The 12,914-nt window shown below is 57.9% G+C and carries 5 protein-coding genes; 1 reads left to right on the top strand and 4 read right to left on the bottom strand.

The window, feature by feature from the left end; all coding sequences use genetic code 11:
• Positions 1–2: 2 nt before the first annotated feature.
• The 3 genes from BUA39_RS12575 to BUA39_RS12585 form a co-directional block, all read right to left on the bottom strand.
• On the bottom strand, positions 3–6,404 hold the full coding sequence (locus BUA39_RS12575) for a type I polyketide synthase (RefSeq protein WP_084604980.1): 6,402 nt from the start codon (positions 6,402–6,404) through the stop codon (positions 3–5).
• 95 nt (positions 6,405–6,499) lie between these two features.
• On the bottom strand, positions 6,500–7,888 hold the full coding sequence (locus BUA39_RS12580; RefSeq protein WP_242648598.1) for an oligosaccharide flippase family protein: 1,389 nt from the start codon (positions 7,886–7,888) through the stop codon (positions 6,500–6,502).
• Positions 7,885–8,712 (bottom strand): glycosyltransferase, encoded by an 828-nt coding sequence (locus BUA39_RS12585; RefSeq protein WP_072793569.1) that lies wholly within the window; start codon positions 8,710–8,712, stop codon positions 7,885–7,887. The genes BUA39_RS12580 and BUA39_RS12585 overlap by 4 nt, the downstream gene beginning before the upstream one ends.
• Before the next feature lie 115 nt (positions 8,713–8,827).
• Here BUA39_RS12585 and epsE point away from each other — a divergent pair, with 115 nt between their 5' ends.
• Positions 8,828–10,048: an exopolysaccharide biosynthesis GT4 family glycosyltransferase EpsE gene (gene epsE / locus BUA39_RS12590; protein WP_242648599.1), complete on the top strand. Its 1,221-nt coding sequence runs from the start codon at positions 8,828–8,830 to the stop codon at positions 10,046–10,048.
• On the opposite strand, the gene BUA39_RS12595 is transcribed toward epsE, so the two are convergent.
• Entirely contained in the window at positions 10,034–12,904 is a 2,871-nt protein-coding gene (locus BUA39_RS12595) for a calcium-binding protein (RefSeq protein WP_110721854.1), read from the bottom strand. The two genes, epsE and BUA39_RS12595, sit on opposite strands and share 15 nt — an antisense overlap.
• Positions 12,905–12,914 lie beyond the last annotated feature (10 nt).

A 12,914-nucleotide genomic window follows, 5' to 3' on the forward strand; every position in this document is an offset into this window, starting at 1 on the left:
GGCTACGCCGCCCCCTTGCGGAAAGGCAGGATCACGGCAGAGCCACGTTCGGCTTTTTCGATCTCTTTGCGAATATGGGCCGCCAGCACACGCACGTTGGGTTCCAGCACCATACTGTCGTGGTCGCCCGGCACCTCGGTCACGTGGAGGTCATCCAAGAACTGCCCCCAATCATTGTCATGCAAGACATACGTCCGTTCTGAATTCACCCAACGGTCTGCACCGACCTTCCAGGTGCCGACCAATGGCGGGCGATAAAGCGCAACGCGGCCTGTCCAAGGCTGCACGTCATACTTCGGCAGGGCGCGGTAGAAGGCAGCTTCGATCTCTGCATTGTGGAAATCTGTGCTGTCCTCTGCGGTCACCTCTGGCGCGCGGCGTTTGGACAGTTCCCACAGAACGCGGTTCTTGACCCATTTCCACAGAAACGCCGGGCCTTCTTTCTTAAGTTCCAACCACTTGATGCGCAGGCGGTCCTCTCGGGTCAGTGCGCGACGCACGGGCAAAGGCGTATCAAGCATCACCAAAAGCGAGACCTCCTCGCCCTCGGCTTTAAGCTGCCGCGCCAACTCATAGGCGGTCAAGCCGCCGCCTGAGAAGCCACCAAGCATGTAGGGGCCATGGGGCTGGACTTGCCGCAGTTCCACAAGGTAATCGCGCGCCGCCTCCACCAGATCGTCATGCGGAGCAGCGTCGCCAAACAACCCGCGCGCTTGCAGCCCGTAAAACGGCCGGTCCGCCCCAACAAGATGGGCAAGGTGGCGCAGGTTCAACACATTGCCATACATCCCCGCCACGAGGAAAAACGGTGTTTTGTCCGAGTCGCCAGCCTGATGCATCGGCACGATATGCGTATAGCGCCGTTCTGGTGCGATGGCAGTGGCGGCTTGGGCCGGGGCATCTGTCGCCGTTGCGGCCTCTTCGCCGATGCGATCAATGATCAGGGCTGCGCAGGCTTCAACCGTAGGGGCCTCAAACAGGACCGAGATCGGGAACTCTGTGCGATAGGCCTTTTTCACCATCGCAAACAGCCGCACCGCAATCAGAGAATGGCCGCCAAGATCAAAGAAGTTGTCCTGAATTCCGACCTGTTCGATGCCCAGAAGGTCCTGCCAAAAACCGGTCAGCGTGCGCTCGACATCATTGCGGGGTGCAACGAAATCAACGTCGAGATCAGGGCGTTCAAATCCCTGACTGTCTTGATCGGCTGCGGCACTCACATCGTTAACCTGCCAGAGCAGGTCATCAACATCGACGGAACTGACAACAACGCTGCTTTGGCCAAGGGCCATGGCACGGCGCAGGGCCTCTGGCCCCTCATCAGCGGTGATGCCCATAGCGAGCGTGTCTTGCAGCCTTTGTTCATTCGCTGACAGCGCGTGACGTTGTGCTGGCGTATCCCGCACCAATTCAGCTTCGCGCGGTGCAGGCAGCGATTGGGGTGAAAACGCGCTTTCCAAACGTCGGAGGGTCAGGCCATCGACCTCGACACAGACGCGACCTTGGGTGTCGGCAAGCACAATGTCAAAGCTGACGCTGCCATCAGACGACGCACCGCGCACGGCTTTAACCCAGCTGTGCACGGTTGTGGGCAAAGTGCCATAATGACGCAACGCCCCGTAGGAAACGGGCACCCAAAGGTGGCGGGCTGTGTAGCCTTCGATCAGCGACATCGCCCAGCCGGTCCCGATGTCCAAGAGACCCGGATGAAGCGGAAGCGTCTGTGACGCCTTTGCCAAATCATCATTCAGCGACAGCACCGCAATGCCCTCACCCGCGCCCAGCGCGTATTGGCGCAGGACATGCCAATGTTTACCAAAGGCCAAATGGGCCTCTTGCGGGGTCTTGAGGTGGCCGGTTTCGGCTTGGTCTCGTTGTGTATTGCAGCGCGCTGAAATCTGATCAAAGTCAAACGCTTGCGCAGGTTTCAAAGCGGCCATAGCAACCCTGCCCTCGGCGTGACGCAGGAATGCGTCGCCGTGGTCAGACAAAACCTCGACCGCATAGCCACGGTCATCCGGACGCAGGTGGATTTGCACTTGACGTGAGGCGCTATCAGCGACGTGCAGCGCACGCAGGAAGGTCAGGTCGCGCACCTCATAGGCGGCGTTTTCATTCAGCGCCTGCATCGCCTCAGCGATCAGTTCCAAATATCCTGTGCCGGGCATAATAGCAGCACCCTCGCGGGTGCGGTGCTGGTCTAGCATCCAGCAATTTGCCGTGGAAACCTCGGTTTGGAAGACGATTGTGCCGTCGCCATCCACGCGCACGCTTTGCAATGTCGGCGATGTGATATCCCGCGCAGTGCCTTTGTTGTTCTGGGTCGCGTCGCCCGCGATGGCATCAGCAGCCATGCCGACATCGGACCAAATGCCCCAGTTCACCGCCGTGACCTTGGTTTTGTCGCCCTTGCGGCTGTCAGCATAGGCATTGAGGAAGGTGTTGGCCGCCACATAATCGACCTGCCCTGCGGGCGTCAGGACGGTTGATGTGGAAGAAAACAGCGTCAGAAACTCCAGATCGCCATCCGCGAAAACCTGATCAAGCACCATTGTGCCGTGGATTTTTGGGGCCAGCACGTCTTCGACCTGTGCAGCCGTTTTGCTGAGCAAAGGCGCATCGTCAATTGCCCCCGCCGCATGGATCACACCATGGATCGCGCCGAATTCGTCGCGCAGGGTGTCAGCCGCCGCGCGCATGTCCGAGATGTTGCAAACATCCGCTGTCAACACGCGCAGCTTGCCGCCCAATTGCTCCAAGCTTTGCACGGTACGGATCAGACGCGCGTCTTTGTCGGTTTCATTGCTGAAGGAAGTGATCCGCAACCAGTCTGACCGGTCTGGCAATGCACGCCGCCCAAGAAGTGCGACATTGGCCCCGGCGCTAAGCATTTCACGCGCCACGCTGACGCCGATGCCACCGAACCCGCCGGAGATCAGGTAGGTTTTGCCTTTCTCCCAGTGTGTTTCCCGGCCTTCGGGCAAGGCAACTGCTTTATGAGACAATTCAAACCGTTTGCCGTCACGATAGGCCGCTTGGAAGGACCGAGGCGGTGCGATCAGGTCTTCGAGCAAGCAGTCATCCAAACCGTCGGTTTCAGCAACATCTATGCTGGCGCAGGTCATGCCCTGAACCTCGCGCGGCAAAACCCCAAGCGGGCCGCGGATGGTTGCCTTCTCAGGATAGGAGAGCGGCGCGCGACCCAAAGAGGCCGCGCCATTGGTCACACAGGTCACATGCACGGGCTGCGGCAGGTTTTCATCAATGATCGCTTGCCCAAGGAAAAAGAGCGAATGAAAGCCCTGTTCCAGATTGCGATGGAAGAAACTGCTGCCGGGGCGGAAGGTTTCAGATGAGGTCAAAAGCCACATGTGTAGAATCCGGTTCGGGGCCTGCCCGCGTGCAATCAGTTCTTGCAACAACTGGTCGTAGCCTTCGCGCCCCCGTTCGGGGGAAAGCACATAGCGCGTATCAGACAGGCGGCCAAAGGCATCGCCGGTCACGACTTCGATCACGGAATGACCTGCTTCGCGCAGGGTCGCGGCAATCTTTGCGCCCTGCCCGGCTTCATCCACGAAAATCAGCCAAGAACACGGCTCCGTCAGCGCGAGGTTCTCAAGGGCGTCAACATCATATTCCGCCAGTCTTGGCGTCCAGACCGGGCGGTAGCCCCAGTTAGCGATGTCATCCTGCCGCGCGATATCGCGTGTTCCGGCCGCACCTGTCTCCTTCCGTTCAATGAAGTAGCGAGAGCGCTGGAATTGATAGCTGGGCAGCAACGCCTTGTTGCGGCGCGCGTCGCCCCAGATTTGCGACCAATCAAACTGCCCACCACAGGCCCAAAGCCGCCCGAGGACCGACATGAAATATAGATCATCCGCGATCTCTTGCTCGGGGTGGCGCAGCGTTGAAATTGAACGCCCCTGCCCGACATCGGCGTGCATTCCAGCCAGCGAACTAAGCGCCTTGCCCGGTCCGACTTCAAGGAAGATGCGCCCAGGAACGCGGGCGAGTTCGCTGATACAATCTGAAAAGCGCACCGTACCCCGCAAATGGCGGACCCAGTAGTCTGGGCTTGTGGCCTCCTCGGTGCTTAGTGCCTGACCGCTGCGGTTTGAGATGATCGGGATTTGCGGCGGGCTCAACTTGATGCTGCTGAGGTAGTCGCCGAAGTCCTTCAGGATCGGCTCCAACATCCGCGAATGCGCCGCGATGTTGATGGGAATGCGCTGCGCTTCGATATCTTGCGCAGCAAGCGATTGTTGAAGAACCTCAAGCGCTGCATCTGGCCCGGTCACGACAGTCAGTTCCGGCGCATTTTCCCCTGCAATGTCCAAATCATCGCCCAGCATTGGCTCTAGGGCGGCGCGGGACAATGGCACAGACAACATGCCACCTGCAGGCACGCGCTCAAACAGTTGGCCGCGCAGATACACAAGACCAATGCAATCCTCAAACGACAGCACACCAGCCAGACAGGCCGCAGTGTTTTCGCCCATGGAATGCCCGACCAGCGCCTTTGGCGTTACGCCCCAGCTTTGCCAAAGCTGCGCCAGCGCGTATTCCACAATCATAATCAGCGGCAGCTGAACAGAGGGGCGTTTCAGTTCCGCCTCTGCGGCCTCACGGCTCATGTCATTTGCCAGCCAAAGCGCCTTGGCATCATAGTCTGCAAGGCCATCCAAAATTGCCAGCCCGGCATCCATCCAATCCTGAAACACCGGCTCTGTTTCATAAAGGTCCTGCGCCATCTGCACGTATTGCGCGCCGCCGCCGGGGAACATGAAAACGACATCAGGCGTGTCAGCTTCGGCGCTGTGCGTAAAGACGCGGCGTTGGTCGTTCGCTTCGAGCAATTCTGCCGCTTCAAGTGGCGTTTCCGCAACCACCACGCGGCGTTTTTCAAAAGCACGCCGCCCCTTTTGCAAGGTGTATGCCACATCCGCCAGATCCACCTCTGGGTTGGCACGCAGGTAGGCCGCAAGGGCTGCGGTGTTTGCATCCAGGGCTTTGGTCGTGCGGCCTGAAATCGTCAGCAATTGAAATGGCCAGTCCGACGGTTCAGAGGCCGCGCGCGCGGGCGCTTCCTCTAGCACGACATGTGCGTTGGTCCCGCCAACGCCTAATGAATTCACGCCAGCCCGGCGCGGACCGCGATGGGCGGGCCAGACGCGGAGCGTATCGTTGACCTGAAAGGGGCTGGTTTCAAAATCAATAACCGGGTTTGGCTTTTCAAACCCAAGGCTGGGCGGGATCTGATGATGATGCAGCGACAGTGCGGTTTTGATCAGGCTGGCCGCGCCTGCCGCAGTATCAAGGTGGCCGATATTGGTTTTGACCGACCCAACCCGGCAATAACCGCTTTCATCCGTCGTCTCTCGAAAGGCTTCGGTCAGCGCTGCGATTTCGATCGGGTCGCCGATATAGGTGCCGGTCCCGTGGCATTCTACGTAGTCGATTGTATCCGCTGTGACATCCGCCATGGCCAATGCATCAGCCACGGCATTTGCCTGCCCCCCAACCGAGGGGGCGAGATAGCCCGCTTTGTCAGACCCATCGTTGTTGACCGCAGAGCCACGAATAACGGCCCAGATATGATCCCCATCTGCCAGCGCATCCGCCATGCGGCGCAAGACAACCACACCGGCCCCGCTGCCAAAAACTGTGCCTTCAGAGCGATGATCAAAGGCGCGGCAATGCCCGTCGGGTGATAGGATTTCGCCTTCTTCATAAAGGTATCCGCGTTTGTGCGGCATCTCGATGGTCACGCCACCTGCCAATGCCATGTCGCATTCACCGTTCAACAGCGACTGGCAGGCATAATGCGCCGCCACCAAAGACGTGGAACAGGCGGTCTGCACCGAAAGGCTTGGCCCTTTCAGGTCAAGGATATGACTGAGACGCGTGGACAGGAAATCTTTGTCATTGCCGGTGTGGCGCAGCAGGAACATGCCTGTGCTGTCGACCAGATCGCGGTTGGAGCAAAGGTTGAAATAGAAATAGCTGCCCATGCCGCAGCCGCCAAAGACGCCAATGGGGCCATCAAAATGCTCTGGCATATGGCCCGCGTTTTCCAAGGCTTCCCAGCTGACTTCAAGGAACTGCCGGTGCTGCGGGTCCATAATCGCCGCTTCTTTGGGGCTGAGGCCAAAGAATTCTGCATCAAAGTGATCAAAAGCCTCCAGAACCGAGGCTGATTTCACGTAGTTTTTGCGTTGCAGACGGGCCTTGCTTTCACCGGCTTCTAGCAGTTCAGCGTCGGTCAAAGGGGTGATGCACTCCACCCCGTCGCGCAAGTTCTGCCAATAGGCGTCCAGCGTCGCCGAGCCGGGCAAATGCGCTGCCATCCCTACGATTGCAATGTCGTTATCTGTCCAGTCGCCTGAGCCTTGATTGTTTATCATAGTCCACTCGATCATCGATGTGCCGTCTGACCTTCGATTTGGGCCAGTGATTGCGACTGTGAGTATCGCGCAATCGGAGCGCCAAATTGGTCAGATCAAGGCGAATTAAGGGCGAATACCGCTGCCACATGGTCTTGGTTGAGCCACAGCGCCAAACCCATCAACGCAAAGCCCAAAGCTGCAAATAAAAAATCGTGCAACGGGTCCCAGGTTCCTTGGTGGCGCGCAAGCCAAACCACCACTGGATAGACTGCCACCATGGCCAGCCCATGCCCCACCAGCGCCCCAGCAAGGCCGCCGATCTCTACCCCCAACCAAAGTCCTGCAATCAACAGCACGGTCCGCGCCAGCGTCAGCACAAAGAAGCGCCTTGTGTCGCCTGTCGCCAAGGCCGCCTGATCGTAGGTCAGAACAATCACCTGAGGCAGTTGGGCACAGGCAATCATTACCAGAATTCCGCCTGCGAGCCTATAGCGCGGGTCATAGAGCAGTTCGATGATCGGGCCTGACCACAGCGCCACCACGGAAAGTGCTGAAAGAAGCACAAAGGACAGGAGTATGCGCATCTTGCGAAGCTTTAGAAAATTGCTGCGGGATCCCTTTGGCGGGCGTTCGCGATAAATCGGGATCAATATTCGGCGTGTGACTGTCCCGCCCAACAGCAAAGGGAAACTCGCCAAAAAGAAGCCGATATTGTAAATACCCAGCGTCTCGAGCTGCAGATATTTGCCCAAGATGATCTTGTCGCCCTGGCTTAGGAAAAACCCTACAGCCGTACTGAGGAACACCCATTTCCCAAAGTTGATCAATTCAACAGAGGCCGTCTTGTCCCATGCCAAGCGATTGCGATGACCTGGCAAAAACCGTGTCAAAAGAATAAGTTGCACAACCGCGCCGAGAATTCCGCTGATCACAAGGGCCCAGACGCTCTGTAGGATATAGGCCGCGATGATCGCGACGATCAGCGCGCCGATCTGTGTAACAAGTTCGATGATCGTTAGCCGCCCGAAATTGAGATGGCGGTTCGCTGTGTCCAGACGCGTTGGATTGAAGGCTGCAATAAACAGCGTGATGCCAATCGCCGGAAGCAGCTGCGTCAACAGCGGCGCATCAAAAAAATGCGCAGCAGGCGCAGCGAGAACGAAAGTCACCATCCAAAGGATAAACCCGCGCGCAATCTGGATGGTCCAAGCCGTGTCGAGAAACTTTGGATCATCGCCGCGTTTGCTTTGCATGATCGCGGGTGTGATCCCAACATCTGAAAAGTTGTTCAGACCCTGCATGAACACGTAAACCAAAGCCATCAGACCAAAGGCTTCCGGGAACAACAATCGCGTCAGGATCAGGTTGGACGCAAGCCTAAGGACCTGACTGCCGCCAAAGCTGATCAGCGTCAGCGCGCCACCGCGCATCGCTTTGCTGGCCAGCCCCTCTCCGCGCAGCAGGTTGTTCCAACGTGCACCGACGCCGCCGAAGATCATCATCGGCCGCGGCTCCAGTCGGCTTGGTCATTGTCTTGCGTTAGCCGCACCATCAAAGCCACTGAGGCATAGACCAAAAAGCTGAACGGATAGCTGAGCGCGGTCATCATCAATTGCGACCGCGCGTAGGGCCGTTTATCGTCATTCTTGATCAAGTGTGGGAACCGATCTGCGATTTCGGTCACGCCCCGGTTTTGACGTCGGCGCACTTTGATCAAGTTGCGCCAACCTTCGGCAATGGGCCAGACATAGGTGCCGGGCACACCAAACCGTTCACGCGGCTTGAAGTGCAGCCGCACGTAGGTGTCATCAGAGATGATGTCCGGAAACTCCCCCCAACGCGCACGGCCAGCGGTATTGACCGCAAACAGACCTGCTCCCGGCACGGATTTCGCCATGAAAGGCACACGCGACCAAAATCGCCCATAGGCGCGGCTGATCCGACTAGCGGCGGCCATTTGCAATGTGCCGCTGGCCCAAGCAGGCGTTTCGCGATCTAATGCGCGTTCCAGCTGATGGATGAGGCGTTTAGAGACCTGAACATCTGCATCCAGATAGACGCGAACATCACCCGTCGCCTGATGATCCCCCACGTTCAACGCATGCAGCTTGTTGCCAATAGTCAGGTCAATAACCACCATCTCCCACTGTTTGGCCTCTGCAAGCCGCACATAGCGTTCTGCAATGGCCACGGTTCGATCTTGGCAGCCGTTGGCGACCACTATGACCTGCGCTTCGTCCACGCGCTCTGATGCCAGCACGGCTTCTAGGCATGCGCTGATCCAGGATTCCTCATTGCTTGCCGGAATGATGATGCTCGTTTTCATTCGGTGCCCTGCCGTTTGTCGGCGTCTTTATGCTCGGCTTATTTTGCCAGATATGCTAACTCGATACCATGCGTCCATCGCGTAACCAGTAAAAAACGACAATCGAGCGGCGACCGTGACAGCTTTGCCTAAAATTGGGTATTTGATCCCGGAGTTTCCCGGCCAAACACATATCTTCTTTTGGCGTGAAATCCGCGCCTTGGAACGTATGGGGATCTCGGTCGCCCTGTTCAGCACGCGCCGCCCTGCGGTGGGGTTGATTTCCCATCAGTGGTCTGACGAAGCGATGGCGCGGACAACCTATCTGGCCAATATCGATCCCTTGGCAGCCGCGCAGACCGCTTTCAGCGTGTCCCCGACGGTTTACGCAAAAGATGTTCTGCGCGAGGGCAAGACGCTGGGGCGCGACCTCGCGATGATCACAGCGGCAGCGAAATATCTAAAAGAAAGCTGCGCTGTTCAGGGCATTTCGCATGTGCATGTGCATTCCTGCGGACGTGCCGCGCTGGTGGCTGTTTTGGCGCAACAAATGGGCGGGCCAAGCTACAGCCTGACGCTGCACGGGCCAATGTCGGATTATGGCAGCGGACAGCGTTTGAAATGGCGGCACGCAAAGTTTGCCACTGTCATTACCGAGAAGCTAAAGGCGGAACTGCCCAGCCAGCTTGGGCCAGATATGCCAAAGCGCGTGTTTGTACAGCCCATGGGCGTCGATTTGCAGGATCTGCAGCGAAACGCACCCTATCAGCCTTACACCGGAGCCCAACAACTCAAGTTGTTTTCCTGCGGTCGATTGAATATCGTCAAAGGCCATCAAGATCTGATTGATGCGGTCAAACTCCTGCGGGACCGTGGCCTTGATGTGCATCTGACAATTGCGGGCGAAGATGATGACGGTGGCAGCGGATATCACCATGTTCTGAATGACAAAATTTCGGAACTGAAACTGGAAAACGCGGTCACCCTATTGGGCGCGATCAGCGCTGAAGAGGTCCGCCGGCATTTGCTAGAGGCCCATCTGTTTGTGCTGGCCTCGTGGCATGAACCGCTTGGCGTTGCCTATATGGAAGCGATGGCGTGTGAGGTGCCGACCATTGGCACCAATGCGGGCGGCGTGCCGGAATTGATCCGGCATGGGTTGGACGGGCTATTGACCGACCCACAAACCCCAAAAGCTCTGGCCGCGGCGATCCAATTGCTGGCCACGTCGCCAGAGGACGCCGTGCGACTGGGTCAAGCAGGGCGTCAACGCGTATTGGCGAAGTTTGACTGCCGTCGCGGTGCAGAATTGATAGCCCGTGAAGGGCTTGATCTGACCATCTCAAAAGAGATCTGAGGTCGAAATAATCAAGCCCGGTGTCGCCGAAAACGACAGGGTTTCGACAGCAAAAAGATGCACCTCAGAGGTTGCAGACTTTGCGATCAATCGTCCGTCTTTGCCATGAAACCGGTAGTGTTCGAGCATCCCCTCCAGCACGACATGATCGTTTCCTTCCCCGCCATGAATGTGGTCTTTGCCATGCATGGGGTGGAATTCATCATCACCCTCTTCGCCGAGGAGTAAATCAGGATACTGGGTCCCAAGGATGACTTCTGCCTGTTCCGTTCCAGCGTGCCAAACGCCTGCCGCGAAATCCTCCGCCGCGCGCAGGTCGTCCCAGTGAGAGCCAGCCAGATTGTAAGCAGACAGAATGTCAAACCGATGCGTCTCATCTCCAATGTGCCGCCGCGTGCCCCAACTCCCCCATTGCGAGGGTTTGGCGACGTCGACGAAAGCGTTGAAGACCGTACCGCCGGCCTTTTGCCAGCCAATTAGAAGCTCTTGGTAAAGCTCGGCCATCTGCGCAGAGTAATTCAACGCAATCAGAAAGTCGGTCAGCTCTGCCGTAGTGTTCCAGTCGCCATGTGCCACGACATGGGTGCCACCTTCGTACATGATCAGATCAAGATTGTGCCGCGCGGCGACCTCGGCGTGGTAAGGCCAGGTCTCTGTCACCAGAGGCTTTAGGCTGTCACGTCGAAGATCGTCGGCCAATTGGTCCATGAGTGCAGTTTTGTCGGCCTCCGTGGCATTCGGCCAGCCGATGTCCCCAAGCCGCTGAACAAGGGCTGGTGCCGTGTCCTCATTCATCAACTCATAACCGAAATATCCCGTCACGGCGTAGGCATCAAAGAGGTCGGAAGGCGCGTGCAGGTCTGTCTGCCCTGCCCTTGCTGCACCTTCGAAAATCGCGCCCTCCAACCCCGGCCAATCGGTATGGGTTGTGATGATTGTTTTCAGGCGGTCCGGTTGATCCGCAAAAATCGCCTTCCAATGCGCGGCGACCTGTGCGGCGCGATAGCCATAGAACTGCATCCAACCGTCGTCACCAACGGTTTCGCCCCACCGGGCACGGGCCTGTTCGCCTGCCCATGGGGCTTGCGGGAAAAGGTAGTTCCAGACTTCGTTTGAATATTCCACATGCGCGGTCAGGTCTGGCCGAAGCTGCGCGTGGACATAGCGCGCGAATGCGTCGACATAGGCGTCATTTGCCAGATGCGGGAGGGTGAACCACGGGTCCGCCCCGATCTGATTAGCAAGGTCCACCATGACCTCAAGCGGCACGCCACGGCGGGTGTAGCTATAGTCCGTCACAACGGGTCGAGCCTGCCAGTCCGAGATCGCTGAGCCGTTGGTCTGCATCCAATCCATGAATCGCACCAGCCGGACAGGTTCAATCAGGCGGGTCCATTCCGGGTTGAACTGCAGCCCTGCCTCGTAAAGCGGGATCTGATCCTCGTGCACGACAGAGATGTTGCGGATGTAGTCACCAGATTGGTCGGGATCAGTTTCCGAGATACTGACCCCAATACCGCCATCTCCGGGGGTGAAATGAAACCAGACCTCACCATCGCCGTAGCGACGCACCCGCAGCGGCCCTGACAGATCAACTTGCCCAGTGCCATCATAGCGCAAACGATAAAGCCCCGCGTGTTGCGAGGCTTCGGGGGGAAAATCGGTGAGCATGAAGGTCTCGATCCTATCCAACGCATCCGGGATGCGGGTTGGCCATCCGTATGGATCAAGCGCGCCAGCGGCGTTCAGGTCGGCCTCATCCCAGCCACCAAACTGACCGGGTAAGTGCCCGATCCAAGTGCGTGCAGACTTCATGTGGTCAACAAAGGGCACCTGCGTCGACCAATCTGCAATCCCGTTCAGCCCATAGCCCAAGGCTGGGGGCCGCCCCTGCTGAAAGGGGGCATCGGGAGAGGGTCGGACCGCTGTTTCTTTGATTGGCATTTCGCTGCGGACGATATCAAGGAAATCGCCGAAATGCGTTCTGACCGAAGGATGCAGTCCCTCAGGCACGTCAGCCGCAGTCGGTAACCTGTCAAAAAGCGCAGCATAGACCGGGATTGCCGCTAGGAAGTAAAGCGTATCGGTGCCATGGGGCGCATCATCGGAATAAAGTGCCTCGACCGGGATGTCGCTCAGTCCGGTTTCTAAAAAGCCGCGCGACAAGATGCGCGCCACGGGTAACAAGTGGATTTCTTGATCTGGCAGTTCGGCCTGCAGGGCGTCGGCAAAGTCAACGTACCAATCGTGGTAGTCTTCGGTGTTGAAGGCGTGATATTTGCGCAGCTCTCGTGCTTTGGGCGGGAACGACCGGCCAAAGGGGGCCATCTCTGCCCAACCTTCATAAACGATCACGCGCTGCGGCATGCCCGGCTTGCTGAGTGTTTTGACAGCCGCTAACAGCGGCGTCGCACGGTCTGGGTTTTCGCCGTCATAGGGCCGGTCTGGGCCCTGATATTGGATGAAATTCGCAGGATTGATGATCACCGCGTCATAGCCGACATCCTGAAACGTCCGGTATTGGCGGCTCCACGCAGAGGACAGCGTTTCAAAAGCCCAATTTGGCGCGGGTGGACGATCTTCGGCAAAATTCCTGAGAAACCCCCACTCTCCATCCAATTCCAGCGGGGTATTTTGTCTTTGACTAAGATAGCCAAGCCAGTGCGGCACCGAAGTGCCCTCGCTTGCGCTCTCATGGTGGATCAGACTGTTGCCAAAGACATAAACCTTCGTGGCCTCCGCCCGCGCGCTCATGGCGCACAATATAAGAGCCACGGAAAGCACCGTAGAAAGCCCCGACATGCGCCGGTGCAGCCTGCCGATCTCGGCATGTTTGATCACCACAAGAATCCCCATACCAAATCCT

The organism is Cognatishimia maritima (assembly GCF_900129685.1).
Classification (GTDB): domain Bacteria; phylum Pseudomonadota; class Alphaproteobacteria; order Rhodobacterales; family Rhodobacteraceae; genus Cognatishimia; species Cognatishimia maritima.

Excerpts from the sequence above, each read along its gene's own strand:
- BUA39_RS12585 (WP_072793569.1), bottom strand. The coding sequence starts at position 8,712 with ATGAAAACGAGCATCATCATTCCGGCAAGCAATGAGGAATCCTGGATC.
- BUA39_RS12595 (WP_110721854.1), bottom strand. The coding sequence starts at position 12,904 with ATGGGGATTCTTGTGGTGATCAAACATGCCGAGATCGGCAGGCTGCAC.
- BUA39_RS12575 (WP_084604980.1), bottom strand. The coding sequence starts at position 6,404 with ATGATAAACAATCAAGGCTCAGGCGACTGGACAGATAACGACATTGCA.
- BUA39_RS12580 (WP_242648598.1), bottom strand. The coding sequence starts at position 7,888 with ATGATGATCTTCGGCGGCGTCGGTGCACGTTGGAACAACCTGCTGCGC.